Origin of the sequence: Flavobacterium sp. LC2016-23 (assembly GCF_009674775.1) — a bacterium.
Taxonomy (GTDB): Bacteria; Bacteroidota; Bacteroidia; order Flavobacteriales; family Flavobacteriaceae; genus Flavobacterium.
Map to the genome: position 1 here is coordinate 57240 of NZ_WKKE01000008.1, position 25273 is coordinate 82512.

22 protein-coding genes and 1 tRNA gene are annotated in these 25273 nt (G+C 34.5%); 6 read left to right on the top strand and 17 right to left on the bottom strand.

Going from position 1 to position 25273, the window contains the following annotated elements:
* Window positions 1–18: 18 nt before the first annotated feature.
* A complete protein-coding gene (locus tag GJU43_RS08285; protein ID WP_154340305.1) occupies window positions 19–1530 on the bottom strand; it encodes a hypothetical protein in 1512 nt (503 codons plus the stop codon).
* A gap of 142 nt (window positions 1531–1672) precedes the next feature.
* Between GJU43_RS08285 and GJU43_RS08290 the strand changes: the two genes are divergently transcribed.
* Entirely contained in the window at window positions 1673–2659 is a 987-nt protein-coding gene (locus GJU43_RS08290) for an SPFH domain-containing protein (RefSeq protein ID WP_154340306.1), read from the top strand.
* A 22-nt stretch (window positions 2660–2681) separates the two neighbouring features.
* Here the strand turns inward: GJU43_RS08290 and GJU43_RS08295 are convergent, their stop codons facing one another.
* The 5 genes from GJU43_RS08295 to GJU43_RS08315 form a co-directional block, all read right to left on the bottom strand.
* The gene (locus GJU43_RS08295; RefSeq protein WP_154340307.1) at window positions 2682–2936 is read right to left on the bottom strand and encodes a DUF6327 family protein; all 255 of its coding nucleotides are present in this window, start codon (window positions 2934–2936) and stop codon (window positions 2682–2684) included.
* A 2-nt stretch (window positions 2937–2938) separates the two neighbouring features.
* The gene (locus GJU43_RS08300) at window positions 2939–3289 is read right to left on the bottom strand and encodes a competence protein (RefSeq protein ID WP_154340308.1); all 351 of its coding nucleotides are present in this window, start codon (window positions 3287–3289) and stop codon (window positions 2939–2941) included.
* 124 nt (window positions 3290–3413) lie between these two features.
* Window positions 3414–3740 (bottom strand): YtxH domain-containing protein, encoded by a 327-nt coding sequence (locus GJU43_RS08305; protein ID WP_154340309.1) that lies wholly within the window; start codon window positions 3738–3740, stop codon window positions 3414–3416.
* Window positions 3741–3831: 91 nt separating this feature from the next.
* A complete protein-coding gene (locus GJU43_RS08310; protein WP_154340310.1) occupies window positions 3832–4311 on the bottom strand; it encodes a hypothetical protein in 480 nt (159 codons plus the stop codon).
* Between the two features lie 894 nt (window positions 4312–5205).
* Complete coding sequence (locus GJU43_RS08315; RefSeq protein WP_154340311.1) at window positions 5206–7323, bottom strand: glutamine--tRNA ligase/YqeY domain fusion protein; 2118 nt, start codon at window positions 7321–7323, stop codon at window positions 5206–5208.
* Window positions 7324–7440: 117 nt separating this feature from the next.
* On the opposite strand from GJU43_RS08315, the gene folB reads away from it, so the two are divergent.
* Window positions 7441–7800 carry a dihydroneopterin aldolase gene (gene folB, locus GJU43_RS08320; RefSeq protein WP_154340312.1) on the top strand — a complete coding sequence of 120 codons (360 nt, stop codon included), beginning with the start codon at window positions 7441–7443 and terminating at the stop codon, window positions 7798–7800.
* Between the two features lie 93 nt (window positions 7801–7893).
* Window positions 7894–7964, top strand: a tRNA-Cys gene (locus tag GJU43_RS08325).
* Window positions 7965–8406: 442 nt separating this feature from the next.
* On the opposite strand, the gene GJU43_RS08330 is transcribed toward GJU43_RS08325, so the two are convergent.
* From GJU43_RS08330 to rnr, 3 genes are read right to left on the bottom strand one after another with little or no spacing between them, the layout of a single operon-like run.
* Window positions 8407–9087, bottom strand: coding sequence for a LysE family translocator (locus GJU43_RS08330; protein WP_154340313.1), 681 nt, complete (start codon window positions 9085–9087; stop codon window positions 8407–8409).
* A 14-nt stretch (window positions 9088–9101) separates the two neighbouring features.
* Window positions 9102–9770 (bottom strand): head GIN domain-containing protein, encoded by a 669-nt coding sequence (locus tag GJU43_RS08335; RefSeq protein ID WP_154340314.1) that lies wholly within the window; start codon window positions 9768–9770, stop codon window positions 9102–9104.
* A gap of 24 nt (window positions 9771–9794) precedes the next feature.
* The gene (rnr, locus tag GJU43_RS08340; RefSeq protein ID WP_154340315.1) at window positions 9795–11975 is read right to left on the bottom strand and encodes a ribonuclease R; all 2181 of its coding nucleotides are present in this window, start codon (window positions 11973–11975) and stop codon (window positions 9795–9797) included.
* A 174-nt stretch (window positions 11976–12149) separates the two neighbouring features.
* On the opposite strand from rnr, the gene GJU43_RS08345 reads away from it, so the two are divergent.
* A complete protein-coding gene (locus GJU43_RS08345; RefSeq protein ID WP_127338066.1) occupies window positions 12150–12383 on the top strand; it encodes a DUF2007 domain-containing protein in 234 nt (77 codons plus the stop codon).
* 894 nt (window positions 12384–13277) lie between these two features.
* Window positions 13278–13709, top strand: coding sequence for a ribose 5-phosphate isomerase B (gene rpiB / locus GJU43_RS08350; RefSeq protein ID WP_154340316.1), 432 nt, complete (start codon window positions 13278–13280; stop codon window positions 13707–13709).
* A gap of 141 nt (window positions 13710–13850) precedes the next feature.
* Here the strand turns inward: rpiB and GJU43_RS08355 are convergent, their stop codons facing one another.
* Window positions 13851–14120 (bottom strand): DUF1294 domain-containing protein, encoded by a 270-nt coding sequence (locus GJU43_RS08355; protein WP_154340317.1) that lies wholly within the window; start codon window positions 14118–14120, stop codon window positions 13851–13853.
* Between the two features lie 115 nt (window positions 14121–14235).
* Here GJU43_RS08355 and GJU43_RS08360 point away from each other — a divergent pair, with 115 nt between their 5' ends.
* Window positions 14236–16359, top strand: coding sequence for a Tex family protein (locus GJU43_RS08360; protein WP_154340318.1), 2124 nt, complete (start codon window positions 14236–14238; stop codon window positions 16357–16359).
* Between the two features lie 102 nt (window positions 16360–16461).
* On the opposite strand, the gene GJU43_RS08365 is transcribed toward GJU43_RS08360, so the two are convergent.
* The 7 genes from GJU43_RS08365 to GJU43_RS08395 form a co-directional block, all read right to left on the bottom strand.
* Complete coding sequence (locus GJU43_RS08365) at window positions 16462–17856, bottom strand: glycosyl hydrolase family 8 (RefSeq protein WP_154340319.1); 1395 nt, start codon at window positions 17854–17856, stop codon at window positions 16462–16464.
* Window positions 17857–17962: 106 nt separating this feature from the next.
* Window positions 17963–22801, bottom strand: a complete 4839-nt coding sequence (locus GJU43_RS08370) for an Ig-like domain-containing protein (protein ID WP_154340320.1) — start codon at window positions 22799–22801, stop codon at window positions 17963–17965.
* 27 nt (window positions 22802–22828) lie between these two features.
* A complete protein-coding gene (locus GJU43_RS08375; RefSeq protein ID WP_154340321.1) occupies window positions 22829–23128 on the bottom strand; it encodes a hypothetical protein in 300 nt (99 codons plus the stop codon).
* A 16-nt stretch (window positions 23129–23144) separates the two neighbouring features.
* A complete protein-coding gene (locus GJU43_RS08380; protein ID WP_154340322.1) occupies window positions 23145–23645 on the bottom strand; it encodes a GNAT family N-acetyltransferase in 501 nt (166 codons plus the stop codon).
* Window positions 23646–23657: 12 nt separating this feature from the next.
* A complete protein-coding gene (locus tag GJU43_RS08385; RefSeq protein WP_154340323.1) occupies window positions 23658–24173 on the bottom strand; it encodes a phage tail protein in 516 nt (171 codons plus the stop codon).
* A 50-nt stretch (window positions 24174–24223) separates the two neighbouring features.
* Complete coding sequence (locus tag GJU43_RS08390; protein WP_154340324.1) at window positions 24224–24730, bottom strand: phage tail protein; 507 nt, start codon at window positions 24728–24730, stop codon at window positions 24224–24226.
* Window positions 24731–24750: 20 nt separating this feature from the next.
* Window positions 24751–25263: a phage tail protein gene (locus tag GJU43_RS08395; protein ID WP_154340325.1), complete on the bottom strand. Its 513-nt coding sequence runs from the start codon at window positions 25261–25263 to the stop codon at window positions 24751–24753.
* Window positions 25264–25273: the final 10 nt, after the last annotated feature.

The following is a 25273-nucleotide window of genomic DNA, read 5'->3' on the forward strand; positions in this document are numbered from 1 at the left end:
CAAATTGGGAGCTTTTTTTTATTCCTTAAATAAAAGGATTTTATAATTTTCTTTATTATCCGTTTGAACTAACCAAATTCCCTGATCAGAAATTACACTTTCATAATATAGTTTCTTTCCTTCTTTTGATACACTTTTCAAATAACTCATAACGTTTGGATTTAAAATCATAGCGACAAAAGTCATTTGAGAAAAAACCTTATTTTTAAATTCATCGCTTACATAACTATTGTTTACAAAAGCTTTACTTTTTAAATTACTTGTATTGTTATTGTACTCAATAAAATTGATTTTTGAAATAGATCCGGTCGATTTATCGACAATTGTAGAATATGAAAACTCAGTAAAATCATTAACTGAAACTGAAAAACTCAAATTTTTATTATACTCCAATAAATTCACCTGAAGTCTAGAGGTCATATTTATTCTTTCAAAAAATTCTTTTCCGTCAATCTTATTAACAGATTCCCATAGTTTTGTTCCGTTTTTATCAAACTTAAATACATAAAATCCTCTAGGATAAACTCCCCCATTAATTTCTTTTGGTGCTTTTTCACTATAAATTCCATAGACATAAATATCCTCAGTTGTTCTATCTATGAAATAATGATTTACAGACATTGTACCTAGAGTAACTCTAACTATAGAAAAAGGATATCCTGGGTTTGCTGGAGTAGTATTAAAATCTTTCGGTCCTCCATAATTGTCTGAAGTAACAAAAAATTTATCACTAAGCTTTAAAATAAGCGGTAATTCCTTTACTTTTTTTCCTTCAAAATCATAAGTCGTTTTATACAATATTGAAGTTTGAAAATCAGCTGAAACGGATTTTGTAATAATATCAAAATTTTCGTTTCCATTCAGTTTAGCACTAAAAGAAGTTTTAAGATCGGCTTTTGCATACATATCACCTTTTAGTAAAGCTAAATCAGGTTTATCAATCTTAATTCTCTTCCTCAATTTAGTTTTAATTTCTATTGTTTCAAGATATATATCATCTTTTTCGAAGTCAATCTTTTCTTTTTGTTTCTGATTAGTAAATCCAAAATCATAAACATCATTAAATGAAGCGTTAAAAAAATCATTTGGCCATCTATTAGTAACATTATTCAAAACATGGTAATAATCAAAACGCCCAAAGAAATTAGAATTTAAATCTTCAAGTGCATCATGATTAACAGGGAAAACATTTTTATCCTGAAAAAATTTATAATTAGCCTGCATAAATTTTGTAGCATCGTATGCTTTATAAGTGTTCTCAGTTATTGAAAATGTTGGGCTAACTAATTTTTCGTTTTCAAATAAAGTTGTTTTCTTTCCGTCTACATCAAAACTTAAGGCATTTGTAGTGATGTAAGAAAGTGTCATAGTAATTCCAAAACCTTTATACACAACAAATTTCTTTGAATTTGGAAGGTATTCAAAAGTAATAGGTTCATTTTTGTCTTCAAATTTTTCCTCAACTATAACAGTTTGAGCAGATAAATAAACAGAAGAAAATAAGGCAATACTAATTAGTATTCTTTTCATAAATTTTGTTTTTGGTTTAAAATTTGAACCAAATGTAGAATAATTTTTAACAATTAAAATCTTCTAAAGAAATTAATAAGTAACCAATGTCATTATATTATTCGTATTTTTAAAAATTAATAAATCTAAAATTAATATCACCATGAACACAGCATTAATTATCCTTTTAGTCTTTGGATTCTTCATTTTCATGTCTTCCTTTTTTACCGTAAAACAACAATCCTCTGTTGTAATCGAAAGATTTGGTAAATTTTTAAGCGTAAGAAATTCGGGTTTGCAACTTAAAATTCCAATCGTAGACAGAATTGCCGGACGCGTAAATTTAAAAATTCAACAGTTAGATGTTATCATTGAAACCAAAACCAAAGACAACGTTTTTATCAAAATGAAAGTTTCGGTTCAGTTTAAAGTAATTCAGGAAAAAGTATACGATGCTTTTTATAAACTTGAATATCCACACGATCAGATTACGGCTTATGTTTTTGATGTCGTTCGTGCTGAAGTTCCTAAACTAAAACTGGACGATGTTTTTGAAAGAAAAGACGATATTGCTATTGCGGTAAAAAGAGAATTGAATGAAGCAATGACTACTTACGGCTATGATATTATCAATACTTTGGTTACTGATATCGACCCGGACATTCAGGTAAAAAATGCCATGAACAGAATCAATGCTGCCGACAGAGAAAAAACAGCAGCAGAATTTGAAGCGGAAAGTTCAAGAATCAGAATTGTTGCAAAAGCAAAAGCTGAAGCTGAAAGCAAACGTTTACAAGGTCAGGGTATTGCAGATCAGCGTCGTGAAATTGCAAGAGGTTTGGTAGAAAGTGTTGAAGTTTTAAACAATGTTGGAATTAATTCCCAAGAAGCTTCTGCCCTGATTGTGGTTACACAGCATTATGATACATTACAGGCGATTGGAGCTGATGCTAATTCCAATTTAATACTGCTTCCCAATTCCCCACAAGCCGGAAGTGATATGCTGAACAATATGGTTGCCTCCTTTACGGCCTCCAATCAGGTTGGTGAAATGATGAAGAAAAACAATAAAAAAATTGAAAAGCCAAAACCTAAACCAATTGAACCACAATCCGGTTACGAAGATGACATCACTCCGGAAATTAAATAAATATCAAAAACGAAAAAGAGGCTTAACGGCCTCTTTTTTTATTGATAAACCAACTGATTACAGAAGGCAAAATGGATTGCAAAATCTGTGGATAGGAACTTGAGAAATACTCTTTATAAGAAGAAAAAAATCCATTTACGATATATTGTGGTGTAATCGATTCTTTTGTTCTTTGAAAATTTAAAACTAATTTCTGATAGTTAATCTCTTTTTCGAGTTTCAGAATTTCCAAATCTCTTTCGATTTCTGCGTATGATGCGTATTTTTTAGTTTCCATAATTAGTCATTAAAAAAGATTTCTGAAAATTTTTCCAATATCGGACCTTCAACAAATTTGTCTTTCAGGAAGAAAAGTAAAATGGTAAAGGCTAAATAGATCCCTCCTACTGTTAAAAAACCAAGCGCGGTACTTTCGAATAAAGATCCAAAAGCATACGCCGCCGCAAAAGATCCAAAAATCATGACCATACTAAAACAAAGTAAAATCAAGGTAAACTTAAAAATTAAGGTGGTAGATTTCATGGCCACTTTAAAACCCCAGAGCTTATAATACGCTAAGTGACTGTCAAGATAAACTTTAGCCTGATCCTGAATATTTTCAGTGTTTTCTTTTAATTCTTCAAAAGCCATAACTATAATTTAAATTTAAAAAGAAGCACAAAACTCCCGATTCAAAAATTGCATTCTGGTTATCCTAAAATTAAAATAACCGAAACAATCCTAAAATCACAGTGAGCTTTGTGCTACCGGATTATTATTTTTGAAGTTTAGCGTTTTGTGCTTTTAGGTCAGCGAGTTTAGATTCTAAAAAGCTGATTACTTCTTCTGTTTTATAACTCATATTTGAGAGTAACTCACCGTAAGTCCCGTCAAGATTTTCCTTTGCACTTGCAAATTTTTCACGCAGCACTTCAGAACCGGCTGAAATCGAATCCTGCAGATTATGCGTTGCATCATCCAAACCTTCTTTTAGTTTCGCACGGGTTTTTGATCCTTTATCCGGAGCAAACAAAATTCCGATCGCCGCTCCTACTGCAGCTCCAGCTAAAATTGCTGCAACTGTATTTACGTTTTTTGACATAATATTAAAATTTAAATGATTACTAAAGGTAGTCTTTTTTTGAATTATAAATTATTGATTAATTGTAATTTAATAGCTTTTAGTACTAAATTTAATACACATAAGCAACAGCTTCATATTTTCCATCCGCTTTTTGAACAATACTTACAAACGGATATCCTTTGGAAGCTGATTGTGTTTTGATTCTCATAGCCGTGTGATTCTGGTTTGCCATTGGCGGCTCCCCTTTTGTCTTCGTCGAGACTCCTGAAAAATTAGCCGCTTGTTTTAAACCTATTGTCTTGTCCTGAGCCAAAACGGTAACGAATTTATAATCGGATTTTGAATCTACTATAACTTTATCAGATATTTTTTGTGTTTGATTGGATTGTTTGTTGGTAATTTTTGAAACAGCGTATTTGCTAATTTTATGTTCTTCGGAACTTCCGTCGAAAGTATAATAAACTAAATCATTTTCCAGTTTTATGAAATTAACATCAAGTTGTTCACCATTGTGCTTTGTAATTTGGTGTGTTTGAGAAATGGCAATATTGGCAAATAAAACAGATAGCGTAAAAAATAAGATTTTCATAATATTAAAATTTAAGGATTAAAATTGTTTATGTCAAAGCGAAAGACAAAATTTAAAATAACCCGTAAAATTAATTTCATGAAATTTTTAAATTATGAATATGTTTCAAAAAATACTTTTACGCTACTAGTATTATCAAAATACAATCACAATTACAATTGACCATAAAACCAATTTTTGAATTCAGATATAGAATTCCCTCTAAAACCTAAAAAATATTCATTTTTAAAATTTTAGAAAAATCCAGATTCGATTCTAAGTGTATTTTTAGAATTTGACACTTAAGATTTGACGTTGGATAAAAATAGCGACTTTATAAACAATTGTATGTTAATAACCCGTTAAACTAAGAAAAATAACGTCTAAAACTTAAATAAAGCTTAAAAATCAACAATTATTCAAAAGATGATTAATGTGGTGGAAGAAAGAAAAAAAGGCCTTAAAATCAATTTATGAAGGTCGATTTTAATCAAATTAAACTATGTAATTTTAAAAAATAATAGATTTAATAAATAATAAGTAAATACATTTTAAAATTAAAAAACAATAGTTTAAAATGATTCTTATAAAAAACTTTTTTCAAAAAAATCCAGCAATAAAATCAAATATTTGGAATTTACTATCAAATGGATCTATGCTTAAGGTTATAAACAATCTTATGTTAACAACCGAAAAAACAAGGTAAAATGAAGTCTGAAATTAAAATAAAGCTTTCTGTTTAATGATTTTTCAAAAGATGATTAATGAGGTGTAAGAAGTGAAAAATGAGCTTAAAATTCATTTATGAAGGTTACTTTTAATCTAAAAAATCTATAATATTTATATTTTTAATAGAAAATATATATAATAAAAAAAGCGCTTACCAGAAGCGCTTTTTAATAGATTATAGTGATATTATTTTTTAACCATCTCCGCAAGAATTTCAATTTCTCTTTCAGAAGCATTTTTCGGAGGATTAGAATATAATTTCAAAATTTCATCATCAAACTGATTTTTTAAAGTATTATTTTCAAGATCCCTTAAATTTAAAAGCGCTTTTGAACGAACGTAAGTTGATTCACTTCTAAGCGACATGGTATACAATTTTTTGATATCATCTTCTTCAAAGTCGGCTGATTTCAAAATGGAGTATTTCAAAATAAACTGAGCGAATAACAAAGAACCTTTATTATTGTTAATATTCTTCTTTAATGAATTTTGCAATAATGAAAAACTGGAAATAGTTGCGATGCTCTCCCCTATTGCACTTTCAATTGCAATACGCTCCGGCTTCGTCTCCACTTTAAAATATTTGTTGATTTCTTTTAAAGAATTATTGATACTGTTTTCTTCTTTTTTACCTTTTTCTTCCCAAGCATCTTTTAGTCCGACAGTTTTGTTAAATACTAATTTTGAAGAAGTTGAGTCTTTATCAACCGTAAAATAACCCAAACGCTGAAACTGGAATTTATCTTCATTTTGAGCGGTTGCCAGACTTGGTTCTACAAACCCGGTAATCACTTCCAATGAATTTGGATTCACAAAATCAAGGAAATTTTTCTCTTTATAACTGTCCGGTGCTTCATCTGTAAACAAACGGTCGTACATACGAACTTCGGCTTGAAGAGCATGTGAAATAGAAACCCAATGCAATGTACCGGATACTTTTCTCTGACTTGCTTCTGTCCCGCTTCCACTTAAAGAATCGGTATCATAAGTGACATGAATTTCTGTAATATTTCCTTCAGCATCTTTTATAACACTTTCACCTTTAATGATATAAGCATTTTTAAGACGTACTTCTTTTCCTAAAGTCAGACGGAAATATTTCGCAGGAGCTTCTTCTAAGAAGTCTTCTCTTTCGATATATAATTCACGCGAAAAAGGCACTTTTCTAAAACCAGCATTCTCATCTTCCTGGTTGTTTTCGGCTTCCAGCCACTCTTCTTTTCCTTCCGGATAATTGGTAATAATCAATTTTACAGGATCTAAAACCGCCATGACACGAGGTGCGATTTTGTTCAGATCTTCGCGAATACAGAATTCTAAAACCGATACATTTATTAAATTATCGCGCTTTGCAATTCCAATTGTATTCGCAAAATTACGTAAGGAAGCAGCAGTATAACCGCGTCTTCTCAATCCTGAAATCGTTGACATTCTTGGATCATCCCAACCGTTAACATGCTTTTCCTTAACCAGTTGCTGTAATTTTCTTTTACTAACAACAGTATGTGAAAGGTTACGTCTGGCAAATTCTCTTTGCTTTGGACGCAATTTATCTTCTTCTAAAATCTGATCTAAAAACCAATCGTATAATTCACGATGCGGCAGGAATTCAAGTGTACAAAAGGAGTGCGAAATTTGCTCCAAATAATCACTTTGCCCATGTGCCCAGTCGTACATTGGATAGATTTTCCAGGTATCGCCGGTTCTATGGTGATGCTTATGTAAAATCCTGTACATAATTGGATCACGCATCAGCATATTGGTAGATTTCATGTCTATTTTTGCACGAAGAATATGAGTACCAGCCTCAAATTCACCATTTTTCATTCTTTCGAATAAATCTAAATTTTCTTCAACAGAACGGTTTCTGTACGGACTGTCCACACCTTCCGTAGACGGCGTTCCTTTTTGAATTGCCATATCTTCAGAAGACTGACTATCCACATAGGCTTTATCTTTTTTAATTAATAAAACAGCCCAGTCATATAACTGTTGAAAATAATCGGAAGCATATCGCTCTTCTGACCAGGTATACCCCAACCATTCTACATCTTTTTTAATGGCGTCTACAAATTCCTGTTCTTCTTTTTCAGGATTAGTATCATCAAAACGTAAATTCACAGGAGACTGATAATCAATTCCTAAACCAAAATTTAACGCAATAGAACTTGCATGTCCAATGTGTAAATAACCGTTTGGTTCCGGTGGAAAACGAAAATGAAGTTTGTTATTTGACAGACCTGATTTTAGATCTTCTTCTATGATTTGTTCAATAAAATTGAGTGATTTCTCTTCTGATGCCATTATTTTATAGTAATTTTAGCAAAGATAAAAAAGTTTACAGTTTTCGGTTTACAGTTTACAGTTTTCTTTAGAAACTTCTCAGTAAACCTGAAACTTAGGACTTGAAACTAATTTAAAATGGGAGTTATAAAACTAAAAAACATTCGTACTTTTTCATATCACGGCTGTTTAATCGAAGAAGGAAAAATAGGATCTGACTATACAGTAGATTTAAAAATTAAAACCAATTTGCAGCAATCCGCACAAACAGATCATCTGGCTGACACGGTTGATTACGTGCATTTGAATAAAATTGTTACCGAAGAAATGGCGATTCGTTCGCATTTATTGGAACATGTGGCCAAAAGAATCAATATTCGTGTATTGGCAGAGATCAGTTCAATAGAAAAAACTACAGTTTGGGTTTCTAAAATAAATCCTCCTATTGGTGGTGATGTTGAATCAGTTACTATAAAAATGACGGAAAACAGACAGTAATTCTATGTTGTAAAAAACTAATTTTTTAAAATAGTTACTTTTAAAGTTTTGAATTTTAAAGATTTTAGTTACTTTTGCCATCCGTTCAACTACGGCGTCGTGGCCGAGCGGCTAGGCTGGGCTCTGCAAAAGCTCCTACTCCGGTTCGAATCCGGACGATGCCTCTAAAACCTTCAGGGAAACCTGGAGGTTTTTTTGTGGTTAATTTTTAGAAAAAATTAGATAAAGAAGTACGTTCGAATCCCGACAATACTTCTAAAGCCTTCAGGGAAACCTGGAGGTTTTTTTGTGGTTAATTTTTAGAAAAAATTAGATAAAGAATTACGTTCGAATCCGGACAATACCTCTAAAACCTCCAGGTTTCCCTGAAGGTTTTTTTTGTGGTTAATTTTTTTCGCATTTTCTGTCATTTCGACGAAGGAGAAATCACATTCAGAAAGCAACGAACCGTAATTCCGTTATGTGATTTCTCCTTCGTCGAAATGACAAACTGTTATGAATCCGAGCGTGATCATATTATTTGCAGCAAACATAATCTTTACCTATTAAACATAAAAAAACCTCTGAAGTTCAGAGGTTTTAAATTATATCTTGAGTTATTAACAACTACTTCTTGTCAATCTTCTCAAAGGCATTCCTTACCATTTCTTTTTCTTTTGGAAACCATCCCTGAGTGATTAGCACTACTCCAAAAACCATTAAAACAATACTAATTGCTTTTTTTATTTTCAGAATATTAGTCGGTGTCATTTTTGATTTTAACTGTTTGGCTAACATTATCTTAATACAATCAACAAGTAAATATGTAATAATAACTGATGCAAAAAAAGTAATCATTCTGCTATTTTGCATTTCTAATTTTGGTCCTACTGAAATGATCACTGCCAGCCAGAAACCAAGTACACCAATGTTAATAACGTTGAGTAAAAATCCTTTTATAAACAAACTGCCATAGTTTCTTTTTATAATATCACGATCTATTTCTTCGTCGTTTATTTTTTCCTCATTTTTTAATTTTACAAAAGAAATTATACCGTAAGCCAGCATAATAATACCACCAAAAATAAAAAGCGCAGGTTTATCTTTCAGGCTCTGAATTAATCTGTAACTTCCTAAGTAGGCAATTGCTATAAAAAAAATATCACCTAATACTACACCAAGATCAAAAACTATAGCAGCCCTGAATCCTTTTGTAATACTGGTTTCCAGTAGTATAAAAAATACCGGACCTACCATAAAGCTCAGGAAAAGTCCCCATGGCAGTCCAGCTAAAATATCATTTATCATTCAAATATAATTTCTTATTTTACTTCTTCTATTTTACCTCCAAAAACCGTTTTCTGATTAATTTGTTTTGGTTTTCCATAAATGTAAATAGAGCCTCCTGCGCTCACTTTTGCATCAACTAATGTAGAAGCATTCACATCTGCTTTTCCTCCCGCAGAAACGCTTACTGTTGTTTGTGCAGTATTTAGTTTGCTTGCCAGAAGATATCCTCCAGCTCCCAAACTTGCATCCTGATTATCGGCTTTTCCGTTTAAAGTAATTTCTCCTCCCGAAACAGAACTTACTTTTAGTTTATTAACATCTAATTCAACATTTATTTTACCACCTTCCTGGGCACTCACTTTAAAAGCAGTTGCTTTAATAGCTTCATTACTCGAAACAGAAGCACCTTCGTTTACATCAATAAGCTCTATATGTTTGTAATAGACCGTAATATCTAAATCATCTCCCGATAATAATTTAGGAAAAGGCATTCTTAGTTTTAATAATCCTTTTTTGTTAACCACTTCAACTTCTGACTCACGTGCGCCTTTGATTACAATCTTATTTTCTGAAGACTGTACTAATTTTACACTTAGCTTATCGAAAACCTTTACCGAATCAAAATCACCTAAATCTTTGGTAACCTGACCAAAAGACATCTGAACAAATAAAATTGCAGCTCCTATAATTAACTTTTTCATACTTTTATTTTTTAAATTAAACTTCTATTCTGCTCTTCTTAAAAAATTAAAATCCAATTGTTTTTTAACCAAATCAGCATTTTTAACTTTTACATAAATTTCATCTCCCAGTTGTAAAATACTATTTGAAGTTGCACCAACCAGGGCATATTGTTTTTCATCGAAAGTATAATAATCATCTTTTATCTCTCTGATTCTTACCATTCCCTCACATTTATTAGAAACAATTTCAACATAAATTCCCCACTCGGTAACACCCGAAATAACTCCAAGAAATTCTTCGTCCTGATGGTCCTGCATGTATTTAACCTGCATGTATTTGATGCTATCCCTTTCTGCATTAGTAGCTAAACTTTCCATATTCGAACAGTGTAAACATTTTGTTTCGTACACTTCTTCGTCTACGGAGGCTCCTTTATCTAAATAATACTGCAACAATCTGTGTACCATCACGTCAGGATAACGACGAATTGGTGAAGTAAAATGACTGTAATAATCAAAAGCTAAACCGTAATGACCAATGTTTTCTGTCGAATATTTGGCTTTACTCATACTTCTGATGGCAAGCGTATCAATTAAGTTTTGTTCTTTTTTACCATTGACCTCTTCCATCAGTGCATTCAATGACTTCGAAATATCGCCTTTGTTACGGAAATCTATTTTATATCCAAATTTAGCAATTACGGTTTGCATCGCAATTAATTTGTCTTCATTGGGTTCATCGTGAATCCTGTAAATAAATGTTTTCTTTTGTTTGCCAATGTATTCCGCCACTTTTCTGTTGGCTAAAAGCATAAATTCCTCAATCAGATGATTGGCATCTTTTGAAACTTTAAAATAAACGCCTTCCGGTTCCCCTTCAGCATCTAAGTTGAATTTCACTTCGACTTTATCAAAAGAAATAGCTCCGTTTGCCATTCTTTTCTTTCTCAAAATTTTAGCTAATTCATCTAATTTTAAAGTCGCATCTCTTATTTCATCTGAAACCACATAAGCTTGTCCAGTGATCGAAATATCAACCGGAATCGTATTGTCTTTTGTTTCAATGATATATTGTGCTTCTTCATAGGCAAATCGCTGATCGGAATAAATTACAGTTCTTCCAAACCACTGGTTGATCACCTGTGCATTTTCTGCCACTTCAAAAATAGCAGAGAACGTATATTTTTCTTCATTCGGACGTAACGAACACGCAAAATTAGATAAAACTTCCGGAAGCATTGGCACTACTCTATCCACTAAATAAACCGAAGTGGCACGTTGATAGGCTTCATCATCCAGGATAGTTCCTTCTTCGAGATAATATGAAACATCGGCAATGTGAATTCCGATTTCGTAATTTCCATTCTCCAACTTTTTGAAAGACAAGGCATCATCAAAATCTTTTGCATCTTTTGGATCTATCGTAAACGTAAGTGTATCACGCATATCACGACGTTTTGCAATCTCAGCCTCCTGAATCGAAGTGTCAATTTTCTGAGCAAAGACCTCTACTTCTACCGGAAAATCTGCCGGTAATCCGTATTCTGCCAGAATAGCATGGATTTCTGTATTGTGTTCTCCCGGTTTTCCTAAAACTTTAACGACAGATCCAAACGGACTGTCTGCTCTTTTTGGCCAGTCTTCTATGGTAACCAAAACAACATCCCCATTTTCTGCTTCTCCAATTTTATCTTTTGGGATAAAAATATCGGTATACATCTTAGGATTTGCTGTAGACACAAAAGCAAAATTGGCCTGAATATCTATTACTCCAACAAAGTCGGTTTTATTTCTTTCTACAACTTCAATTACTTCACCTTCAGGTCTTTTCCCTTTTCTTCTGTTATAAACATAGACTTTAACTTTGTCCTTATCCAGCGCACGGTTCAGATTATTGGTCGGGATAAAAACATCTTCTGTAAAATCCGGACAAATAAAATAAGCTGTTTTACGGCTTGTCATATCAATTGTTCCTTCGTAATAATCCTGGCTTTCGGCTTTTACCAAAAATTTACCGGGTTCAGACTCTATAATTTTCTTTGAAGCAGCCAGAATTTTTAAATCTTTTATAATCTGGTTTCTGCTTTTTGTATCATCAAGTTCAAGTTTTGCTCCTATCTGTTTGTAATTAAATGCTTTATTAGGGCTTTGCGATAAAATTTTAAATATTTTACTAGAGAAATCATTCTCATTTTTTATCGGCTTTCTAATTTTCTTACTCATATATCTTTTCTTATAAAGTTTAAAATTACAAATAAGATATCAGATAACAGATTTTAACAAATAGAATTATTAAAATTATAACTTTCAAAGGTCATTTATAATTCGCCAGTTTAAATTAGTGTCAACGATAAATTTTAGTAATCCTCATTTCGTATCTTTACAAAAAGACCTTTTATGGAAAGCTTTAAAACGATTGCCATATTCAATTATGACCACGAAACGGTTATTCTGAAACATTTATTAGAGCAGGAAGGAATACCTTATTTTTTTGAAAATGAAATGACACTTTCTGTCGTTCCCATGTATTCTGCAGCGCTTGGCGGAATCAAACTAAAAATCCATCCCAACGATTTCGAACAGGTTCAGGAAATTCTGGACAATCTAAACAATCCTCTTAAAATCGTTTAAACAGTTCTTTTTTTCATTCTCAAAAAAATTTTTTCTCTTTTAAACTTTCAAAGTTGTCAACATATATTAAATACAACAAAAAGAAAATTTTAAATTAAATTAATTTTTGATGGTTATTATAGCGTGTTAATATGTCGTATAAATTTATTTTTAAATGTATTGAAATGAAGTTTTGCTTACTTATATAGAGTTATCAACATAGTTATATTTAGTTAAAGGATTAATTTTTAGGCCTTTTTCATTTTTAATTAACATTGGTTAACAACCGAAAAAGGATTCATTTTGTAGATAACTTCATAACCTGAATTTTGTTGAAAATGGCATTTTCGATATTGATAACTTTTCTAAAAATTCATCAAACTTTATTAGGTTTTTTCATTGCAGTTTTGGATTAGGTTTTTTTTCGACACGACCAAAAAAAACTTCTAATTTTCTATCCGAACTTATTAACAAATAATGTTAATTTAAAGTTAACTGAATATCAACGAATTACGTTTTGGTATTAACATTCTAAAATTTTAACAAAAAAGTTATTTATTTCTAATTGATTATCAGATTATTACAGAGATGTTAAGATTGTTGATAAGTGATAAGGTTTTGATATAAAGTGAGTTATACAGCAACTTATTTTAACCACAAATGTTACAATCTCTTGCGTAAAGTTAAGAAAGCTAAACCCGTTTAAGTCTATGGCATTCTAATACCAAAAATAGATTAAAGCAGATACAGTTTTTGCCACGGATTGCAGTAATTTCCACGAATTTGAATTGGAGATTAAGAAGAAAAAATAATTCGTTAAGATTCATATAATTCGTGGCTAACTTTTCTTTTCAAATAGATTTACTTCAGAATTCTTTAGTTAAATTTGCAAGACACAACTTAATAGTACTTACAATGAAAATTTCAATAGGAAACGACCACGCAGGACCAGATTATAAAAAAGCAATTGTGGCGATGCTGAAAGCAAAAGGGTATGAGGTAACCAATTACGGAACAGATTCGGAAGATTCTGTGGATTATCCTGATTATGGACATCCGGTTGCCAATGATATTTCTGAAGGAAAAGCTGATTTTGGAATTGTGATCTGCGGAAGCGGAAACGGAATTGCCATGACGGTTAACAAACACCCAAAAGTAAGAGCCGGTTTGTGCTGGACCAAGGAAATTGCGTATTTAACCCGTTTGCATAATGATGCTAACATTGTTAGTATTCCGGCGCGTTTTACATCGATCCCGCAGGCGGTAGAAATAGTGGAAACGTTTTTAAATACGGCATTTGAAGGAGGAAGACACCAAAACAGAGTAAATAAAATCCCCTGTCAGTAAAAAGTCAAAAAAAATCGGGTGCTTCGCACCAAATAAAATAACACACCGGGCGGATTTTTTAAATTCATCCGGTTTTTTTATATAAAAACCTTAAATACAGTTGATTAGATTTATTTTTTGAGTTATTAACATTGTTAACAACTAGATTTTATGATCTAATTTCAGGTAAATCAGGACCATCTGAGCTAAAAGAATGATCGTAAATTTTATAATAAAAGAAGATTTACGCGTTTTATGTCTAAAAAGCAACATGGCCAATAACAGTCCGATGGAGCCGCCAAAAAAAGCGACTATAAAAAGTATCTTTTCTGAAATTCTGGATTTATGTCTGACAGCCAAATATTTATCATAACCCGCTAAACCAAATGCAATAGCATTTACAACAAAAAAAAACAGTAATAAAACTTCCATTGGCTTAAAATTAAAAACAAAGATATTATTTTAGCCGGGTGATTAATTAATCTGTCGATTGTTTTAAGAAGCAGATTATCTTATTTTATAATCAAGAAATTATTTCATTAAAAGTATGACTAATATTCAATTCATTGCCAGGACTGTCCAAACAGCGGCGGTTAACATTCAAAATACGGTAAAATTATTAGAGGAAGACTGTACGATTCCGTTTATTTCACGTTACCGAAAAGATACTACCGGAAACCTTGATGAAGTTCAGATCGAGCAGATTGCGAAGCTTCAGAAAGACTATGAAGCGATTGTAAAACGTAAGGAAGCCGTTCTGAAATCAATTGAAGAACAGAAAGCACTTACACCTGAATTAAAACAAAAAATTGAGCAAAGTTTTGATTTACAGGAAATAGAAGATTTTTATCTTCCTTATAAAAAGAAGAAAAAAACAAAAGCCGATGTTGCCCGCGAATTTGGTTTAGAACCATTGGCTAAAATCATTATGTCTGAAAATGATGTTGATATTGATTTTATTTCAACACAATATATTAATGACAATGTGATTAATGAAGAAGCGGCCATGCAGGGTGCCCGTGATATTGTTGCGGAATGGATCAATGAGAATATTTATGTTCGTAAACAATTACGAAGATTGTTCCAGCGAAAAGCAACTATCGGAACCAAAGTCGTAAAAAAGAAAAGTGAAGAAGAGGGAGCGCAAAAATTCAGTCAGTATTTTGATTGGGAAGAACCTTTAACAAAAGCGCCTTCACACCGATTATTAGCCATGCTTCGTGCAGAAAATGAAGGTTATGTTAAGATGAAAGTGGACGTAGATATTGATGAAGCCTATGATGTTATTGATGAAATAATCATTAAAAAACAAAACAGCACTACCGCACATTTGCAGTTAGCCATTGAAGACAGTTACAAAAGGTTGCTGAATCCGGCGATTGGAAACGAAACCTTGCAGGAAGCCAAAGCGAAGGCAGATGCTAATTCGATTCAGGTTTTTGCGAACAATTTAGGGCAGTTATTATTGGCACCGCCTTTGGGTGAAAAACGTATTCTGGCTATTGACCCGGGTTTCAGAAGCGGCTGTAAAGTAGTTTGTCTGGATGAAAAAGGAGATCTGTTATACAACGAAACCATTTATCCGCATGCCCCTCAAAATGAGGAAGCCATGGCGATTAAAAAAATTCGTTCGATGGTAAATGCGTATCAGATTGATGCTATTTCTATCGGAAACGGAACAGCTTCGCGTGAAACGGAATTTTTCATCAAAAAAATCCCATTCGACAAACCGCTGCAGGTTTTCATTGTTTCTGAGGCAGGAGCTTCGGTATATTCGGCATCAAAAATTGCGCGTGAAGAATTTCCAAATTATGATGTAACGGTTCGTGGTTCGGTTTCTATCGGAAGAAGACTTTCCGATCCTCTGGCCGAATTGGTGAAAATTGACCCAAAAGCAATTGGGGTGGGACAGTACCAGCATGATGTCGATCAGACTAAACTAAAAGAAGAATTAGATAACACCGTAATTCGTTGCGTGAACTCGGTGGGTATTAATATCAATACGGCAAGTAAACATTTACTAAGTTATGTGAGTGGAATAGGAGAGAAGCTGGCCGAAAACATTGTACAGTATCGTTCTGAAAATGGCCCTTTCGAGGATAGGAAACAATTGAAAAAAGTACCCCGTTTAGGCGATAAAGCGTATCAGCAGGGAGCAGCTTTTATTCGAATTTCAAACGCGAAAAATCCATTAGACAATTCTGCGGTGCATCCGGAAGCGTATCCTGTTGTAGAGAAAATGGCAAAAGACCTGAAAATTTCGGTAAACGACCTAATTGCCAACAAAGAGAAAACAGCCCTGATTAAGCCCGAAAACTATATTACACCTGAAATTGGTTTACTGACCTTAAAAGACATCATTAAAGAGCTTGAAAAGCCCGGACTGGACCCAAGAAAGTCGGCCAAGGTTTTTGAATTTGATGCGAATGTAAAATCGATCAAGGATTTGAGAACCGGCATGATTTTACCGGGAATTGTCAATAACATTACCAATTTTGGCTGTTTTGTTGATATCGGAATCAAAGAAAGCGGACTGGTTCATATTTCACAGCTCAAAGCCGGTTTTGTAAGCGACGTAAATGAAGTAGTAAAATTACACCAGCACGTTGATGTTAAGGTTACAGAAGTGGATGAGGACAGAAAGAGAATTCAGTTGACGATGGTATTGTAAAATTAAATTCCAAAGTAAAAAATCCAAATTCCAAACAGGAGAATTTATTAAAAAGAAATCCCAAATTACAACTGGTAATTTGGGATTCTTCATTTTTATGAATTACTTTAAAATAACCTTTTTAGTAACACTTTTATTTCCAGCCGTAATTTTGATTAAATATAAGCCCGCGGAATAATTAGCTAAATTTATCTCCGTGTTTTCAGAAGCTGTTTTTTGTTCTGAAATAATTTTTCCTTGTGGAGAAATTACTGATATTGTTGATTCTTCGGGTGCAAAAACCGTAAACCGGCCGGCACTTGGATTCGGATATAAAGTTACTGTTGCTTTTTCTAACTCGAAATCATTGTTAGCCAAAGTAGCATTTTGAGGTAAATAAAAATTACCTGTCAAAAGGAACATGTAGAGCGTTTTTAACGTTTGGTTAAAATAACTCTTAGGCTCGTCTAATGCATTTAAGTCGTTGTAAGAAGCGTCTAAATGTACCTGATTTTCCCCCGCCATTGCAGCGCAGGCAAAAGCACCGACAAAAGTAGCATTATGCCATTGCCCGATTAAACTTCCATCCTGATTATAGCCATCTTTTATATTTGCAGAACCTCCAAGATTTACCCGCACAAAATCGGATGATTTTTTGGCATACAATTTCGCATCGGCATTGCCATACCAGACATAATCAACCGCAATACGCCAGGGAGTTCTGGCAGCATCGTAAGTATACGTTTTCCCCGCTCTGTTATATCCGCTTGCTTCAGAAGAATAGGCTCCAGAGGCCTGACACCAGTCTGACACCAGACCGCCAACGGCATTGTTCTGGGTTAAATTATTATTGATCACCGTGTATGATTTTGCTGCAACGGCATTCCAAAAAGTGCTGTCATTCGTAAAGTTTCCAAAAGCTCTGTAATAGGCAGGTGAGAAATAAGAAGGGTTGGTGATCTGGCTTCCGCCGAACTGATCTCCGGGTTTTAGTACAAAAGTATTCGCTTCCACTTCATGAGCTTTAATAGCGGCAATTAGCGTTTTGGTATCATTTTTATAATTAATAGTTCCCGTATTTCCCCACTGGTAGTCTGCTACAATAAGGGCAAAAGCAACATCCAGTTCGGCGTCGGTTGCGCCATTGGCACCATTAATTCCGGAACAGCCGTTGATTTTCCAGTTCATCACGCCATTCGAATTAACATTGTCTTTATAATAAAGCCAAAGACCATCAAATAGTGTTTTGTCAGCTGCATAGGCAGAAAGCAGCATTCCGTATCCAATACCTTCGGAGACGGTTTCAGAAGGATTGTCAAATTTTATTCTGTATCGCCCATTTGAGCAGTCTTCAACAAAATTGGTTTTCCAGATGTTATAATTGTTTAAGGCGTCCTGGCTGTTTTTAGACGAAGCCATAAGGCCATTGCTGAATACAACATTGGCGGGAAAAGATTGCTTTTGTGAATAACTTTTGAGACACAAGAAAGCAATACTAATCAGAAGTAGATTTTTCATAATTATTATTGATTAAATTTGGGACTCTAAAAGTAAGAATTTTTAGATATAAAAAAAATCCCAAACTACAATTGCAGCTTGGGATTTTTGATAAACGTTAAAAAAATTATTTTTTGATGATAAACTTCTCCGCTTTTATTTTGGAATTGCCGGTATTTTTAATAAAATAAATCCCTTCTGATATATCCTCCAGATTAATGGTGTTAATTGCATTTTCATTTAGATGAACCAATTTAATACTCTTTCCGGTCTGATCTATTATGCTATAATTTCCTCCATTTGCTGTAACAATATTTAGTATTCCATTGCTAGGATTTGGATAAAGTTTAAATTCACTTGGTTTGAATTGACCAACTGCCAAACTTGTTACAGTAACACAATCAGAAGCAATTGTACATTCGCCTACTGTAATTTCAACCTTATAGTCTCCAGAAGTTAAAGGAGTGTAAGACTGATTTGTTTCGTTTGAAAGCAAAGTATTTGGACATTTGTACCATTGATAAGTGGCTCCTAAATGATTTGATGTCAGTGTTCCGGAATTTAAACTTACGGTATTACTAATAGCTGATGAATTATTTATTGTTAATTCTAAAGTTTTAGTATCACAACCATTCGTGTAAGAATACGTTCCTGAACTTGTATACTGAATACCATTTTCAGCCCATGTATAACTGTCACAGGCAGCTATCGTTTCCGTAGAAGCCGTTGAATTGGTGATGGTCAATACCAATGTTTTGGTATCACAGCCTACGTTATTCACATACGTTCCTGAGCTTGTATACTTAGTACCATTTTCAGCCCATGTATAACTGTCACAGGCAGCTATCGTTTCCGTAGAAGCCGTTGAATTGGTGATGGTCAATACCAATGTTTTGGTATCACAGCCTACGTTATTCACATACGTTCCTGAGCTTGTATACTTAGTACCATTTTCAGCCCATGTGTAACTGTCACAGGCAGCTATCGTTTCCGTAGAAGCCGTTGAATTTGTAATGGTCAACACCAATGTTTTAGTATCACAGCCTACATTATTCACATAAGTTCCGGAGCTTGTATATTTAGTACCATTTTCAGCCCAGGTGTAACTGTCACAGGCAGCTATCGTTTCCGTAGAAGCTGTTGAATTGGTAATGGTCAATACTAATGTCTTGGTATCACAACCTACGTTATTTACATAAGTTCCTGAGCTTGTGTACTGAGTACCATTTTCAGCCCAGGTGTAACTGTCACAAGCAGCTATAGTTTCTGTAGAAGCCGTTGAATTGGTAATGGTTAATACCAATGTTTTGGTGTCACAGCCTACATTATTCACATACGTTCCGGAGGTTGTATATTTAGTACCATTTTCAGCCCAGGTGTAACTATCACAAGCGGTTACAGTTTCCGTAGAAGCCGTTGAATTGGTAATGGTCAATACCAATGTTTTAGTATCACAGCCTACATTATTCACATAAGTTCCTGAGCTTGTATACTTAGTACCATTTTCAGCCCAGGTGTAACTGTCACAAGCGGTTACAGTTTCCGTTGAAGCTGTTGAATTGGTAATGGTCAATACCAATGTTTTGGTATCACAACCATTCGTATGAGAGTACGTTCCTGAACTTGTATATTTAGTACCATTTACGGGCCACGTATAACTGTCACATGCCGATTCTGTTTCCGGAGTTGAGCTTGTCGATGGCGTAATGGTAAGGTTTAAGGTTTTAGTATCACAACCTACGACAGCGGTATACGTTCCGGAGCTTGTATATTTAGTACCATTTGCCGCCCAGGTATAAGAATCACAAGCGGTTATAACTTCTGGAGTTGAGCTTGTCGATGGCGTAATAGTAAGGTTTAAGGTTTTTGTATCACATCCCACAACAGCGGTATAAGTTCCGGAAGCGGTATAATTAGTACCATTTACGGGCCATGTATAAGAATCACATACACTTATATTTTCGGGAGCAGATGTTGTTGATGGCGTTCCGGTAACTGTTTTTACCAGTAATCTGTCGCTTGCACAATATGCAGCCTCACAAGCAACACAATAAGTGGTGTTATTTGCTGTAGGGGTTGCTGTTGCTGATGCTCCTGTTGCAAAACTACTACCACCTGTTAATGCAGTATACCAGGTAGCGGTTGTTCCTAGTGGACAAGTCGCATTTAAAGTTACGGCAGTACTTCCTAAACACGGAATGTTTTCTGTAGAATTGGTAAAGGTTGCATTGCCAGGTTTTATTGATGTTGTTGTAATATTTGAGTTTACAGACGCAAAATTAGTTCCGCTTACAGACGCCTGATTCGTAACAGCACAGGTATTTGCCGGTAATGAACCTACAGCATTTATTGTGGCACTAAAAGTTATGACAGTACTTTTTCCGCCGGCCAAAGTAAATGGTCCAACAGAAATTGTTTCTCCTGATGTTGTTTTTGCAGTACTGTTTACGCCCGAAGATTTGTTTGTAATTTGGTTATTATTTTGACTTTCTGCAATGGGTGTGGTTTTTTCAGTTTCTTTTGGAGTTACCATTTTTGAAGCTGATGCATTAGAAGGAGTTGCAGCTGTTCCGGAAATGATTGTTCCACCGCCCAGTTCATCTTTAGCAGTTCTTGTTGCTGCCGTATTGTTGGCGTTCCAAAAAGTGGTAAGATCTGCAGATCTGTCTCCCGATCCCGTTGCAAGAGCAGTTGCACCTTGCAGTATTACTTTATTTCCTGCACCGTAAGACAAAACGTCAAAAGTTGCCGCACCAAGATTAGCCGGAGCATTCGTTGTATTATTACCAATGTTTGCAGCACTTATCAGGGTGCTTGTAGCTGTTCCCACAGAAATTACCGAAACATGTGCATACGAATCTGCAACTAAACTAATGTTATTGTTTTTTATCGTAGCATCCATTCTGGCGCTTGCAGTATTACTACCATTATCATTAGCTTCAGATACTATACCGTAGTTATTGGCATTGGTAATCGTATTGTTTACTATTTCAGTAATATGTTTCGCGTTTCCATAAGCTGCAACAGAAATACCATTGGCCACAGATCCTGCTCCGCCACCGTCTATAATATTAAAATTTATTCTTCCATTCATAGTTCCTGTATCCTGATTTCCAACATTACAGGTAAATGAACCACCGAAGCTTGATTTTATAGTATTGTTTATTATATTATAATTTACCGTTGCTGCCGTGTTTGCCTGAAGCGATAAACCATTACTGCCGGGACTTGATGCAGCGGCGTTTATAACATTTCCGTCAGCGGGATTGTTTCCTCCAACCTGAATCGTATTTGTCGAGGTACCGCCAAAATTTAATGTTAAACCGTAATTTTTTGCATTAGAAAAGTCATTTGATTTTAAAACTAAAGTGTTATTTGAAGTTCCATAGCCTTCAAATATAAAATTACTGTCACCGTTAGCTTTATTAAAAGCATTTTTAAACTGAGATCCTGTTATTGTCAGGTTAGAAAATCCGCTGTCATTATAGGCATAAAAACCACGTCCCCATGAATCATTAACATTTGTATTGGTTATTGTGTTAGTTCCTTTTAGGTTTGTTGCATATATACCGCCGGTCTCAGAACCTGAAATATTATTTCCGCAGTTACTTAAAACACTATTGGCTAATTCAAAATTAGTAACGTTGTTTATTTTAATACCAAAAAGCCCCGCGCTTGTAAAATTCATATTTTTTAAGGAAATGTTGGTGCAGGAAGTAAATTGTGCACCAATCGATCCGTTAGTAATATTCTGAATTGTTCCTCCGGATCCTGCGGTAGAACCTGTTCCGGTAATCTGAAAAGAACCTGAAGCATTACTTATAACTATTCCGCCTGCACCACCATTTGCAGAAACGGATTGAAAAATACAGTCTAAAGTGCCTCCACCATTTATATTTACTGCAACAGCACTTCCTCCGGTTATAGAAGCATTTCTTACTTTTAAATTTCCAACACTTGTCCCGGTCATATCTGAAGATAATATAACAGCCTGAATATCATTATTTGCTTTAAGGGAAATCGAGGAAAAAGTTGGATTTGTACCGCCAGTGGTTGGTAAAGCATTACTGTAAGATGGAACAATAAGACCCAATATAGTTGCCAGGCCAGCTGTTGCTCCCTGACCTATCACTTTTTGATTGTCTGATAAGGTTAATGTTGTACCACTTGTAGCAGCTCCTGTGTAAATAAAAATAGGATTTGAACCTGTACCGGTTGCATTTTGTACCAGTTTGAAAGGGCTTAATAAAGTTCCGGTTCCATTTGTTGCAACCGAACTGTTTACAAAGTAGATGGGTGCCGAAATTGTAATGGTGACTGTTGCAGTATCTGTTTTCCCGTTGGCACTTGTTAGCGTATACGTAAAACTATCTGTACCGGAATAACCCGCTGCCGGATTGTAGGTAAAAGATCCGTTAGCAGCTATAGCGGCAACTCCATGACTTCCATTGGCTAAAATAGCGGCAGTCAGTGCAGTACCATCAGGGCTAACATCATTTGCCAAAATACCCTGGGCCGCGTTTAATGTTATTCCAACATTTCCGATACAATTATAGGCATCATTTACAGCAATTGGAGTAGCCTTAAGAGAGCCCGCTACTAAAGTTAGATTAGTATCTAAAATATCCTGAAAGGTAGTTCCGGCAGCATCAGTTCCTGTATTGTTTATAGTAATAGTAAAGTCAAGTTGTGAACCTGGTTTAGCATTTCCTCCTCCGTTTACCACAACAGCATTGGTAACAGTAACAGCTGGCGCTGCTGCTGCAGCATTAACACTTGTTTCTTCTTTTGCAGGAGCAGTATTCTTTTTAGCAGGAGCTATTACAGCAACAATTTGTTTCTCAACTTTTGCTACCTGTTTTATAAATGGAGTAACAACATTTTCCTTAATAACATTGTTATATGACATTCCGAATGTTAGGAATCCCATTAAGATTATAACAAGTAAGAGTTTGTTTTTTTTCATTTTTTTTACTTTAATGAGTTAGCATTATTAAGAAAATATAGCCTCGTATTTCATTCCCACACTATCAAAACCTAATGGAGAAAGAAACAAATCTAAATTGCCCTTTTGAGGATGTACAATGGTAAAAATGCCTTGTTGGTAATATTCGGTTTTTTGTTCCGTTCGAAAAACTATCGAAAAAGGTTCTCTTTCCAGAGAAGAATAATTATTCAGCTGTGTTAATTCAACCAACTCCGCGTTAAGTTGAATTTCATCAGAAATCTGAATCGTGAATATTTTATTTAAGAATGCATTAAAATCATTTAAAGTAAGTAAAGCTATATCCATACATTATATTTTGTTTTTAATTTCTTTGTGGACTCCATTCCATGAGATGATAAACACCGTTTGTCTCGCTAATTTTCTTAAAGCCTAATCTTTTATATAATTCCATAGCAGGATTAAAACTTTCAACATGAATAGTGACATTCCTGTTTGCCAGTGCTGCTTTTTGTATTATTTCTTTCAAAATCGAACTCCCGATATTTTTCCCGCGCCAGTGCGGTAATAGCGTAATATCAATAATTCGCACTCCTTTTTGTTCAAAAAAGAAATCAATATATAATCTTCCCAAAGTGGTATTCTCTTTTTCAATTATATAAAACTTTGCGCCTAAATAATTTTTTTGATAATATTCATGCTGAGCCGAAAACTGATACTCAATAAATATATTTTTTTGTTCGTCGCTCCAGTCAGTTCCGTTTTCTAATTCTTCGGTACGTGTACTACCGTATATTTTGCACAGAATAGACAAATCGCTTTCCTGTATATCACGAAGCGTAATATTTTCTATATCTAAATTCAAAAGCAATTTTTATTAAGTTCTTGGAGGAAAAACTCCCTGAAGTGCAATACAAAAATACATAGTCAGATAAGGCATCATATTATTATGAGGCTGATCTCCTCCTGCAGGAGCGATCGAATTCGCATCCATAAGTGTTCCCGGTGTACCTGCGGCATAAACTTTTACAGGATTACCCCGGCCTAAACTATTATTTGTTGGGGTAGTGGATTGTGAATTTAACGTGGCAGCCACTAGTGTATGAGTATGAGAAGGTATCTCTGAGTCGAGTAAAGTAACCGTATCAGAACCGCCTGTTTCACCTAAATCATGCAATGATAATCCTGGCCCCTGACCCGGATGCATTGGTGTTCTTCCCTGCAAATCCGGTAAAGCAAAATTAGATTTTCCATTACCACCATACGTTGTACCTAATAATGAAAAAAGAGCGGTATTTTGAGATAAAGGTAAAAGTTGTCCATCGCAAAATGCCCATCCTTTAGGAGCAAAGTTGAATGGGAATATGCGTATTTCGGCCACAAATGGATCCATATATTTTGTTTTATTTCTTATTAAAAATCTAAATAACTCTGCATTTAATTTTATGTTGGTGTTGGATATATCCCGAATAAGGATATTATAAAATTCACACACAAATAAGGCTGAAAATTAGTATGTGGCTGACTTCCGCCGTCCGGTGCAATTGTACTATAATTTAGTGGTGTAGTTGGCGTAATAGAAGAATATACTTTGCTGCCAGTTGCAGTAGTACTTAATAAAGCATCAGCAGGGTTTCCTGTATTGGCAATATTTGTTGTTGCTAATAAAGGATGTGAATGAGAGGGAATCTGATTAACGGTTAAAGTTACTTCTTCAACACCACCGGTTTCAGCCAAAGCAAATCCGTTACCATTATGTAAGGGAATACGTCCTCGCATATCAGGTACTGCAAAAGTGCTTTCTCCGTCGCCGCCGTAAGTAGTTCCAATTAAATTAAATAATGTTTCATTTTCCGAAATAGGCATTAATTGCCCTTCACAGAATGCCCATCCAGCGGGAGCAAAATTTCCGGCAAACATTCTGATTTCACCAATGTAAGGTTGTGCCATAATTGTAGCGTTTTATATTATTAAGTAGCTGAAGGAAATATCCCTTGCAGAGCAATACAAAAATTCAGGGACAAGTAAGGCTGCATATTCAAATGTGCCTGACTACCGCCAATGTTTGTAATTGATCCGGAATTCATTGCTGTAAGGTTGTTGCCAGAGTTACTGTACACCTGATTTGGAGCGGTATTCGCTAATGCGGTTGAATTAGTTACAGGAATGTTTGTAGTTACTGCCTGAGTAGCACTTTTTAATCCGTGTGTATGGGTTGGCAATTCAGCTATAGATAATGTGTGGGCTTGTTCACCACCTCTTTCACCAAGATTATGGCTATTTCCAACATGTATAGGAATTCTTCCGCGTAAATCAGGAAGCCCAAAATTTACTCTTCCGTCTCCTCCAAAAGTGGTTCCTAATAATGAAAATAAAGCCTGGTTTTGGTTTATAGGTAATAATTGTCCGTTGCACATTGCCCAGCCTTTTGGCGCAAAAGTAAACGACATAATTCTGGTTTCAGCTAAAAATGGTTCTGCCATAATGAGACTA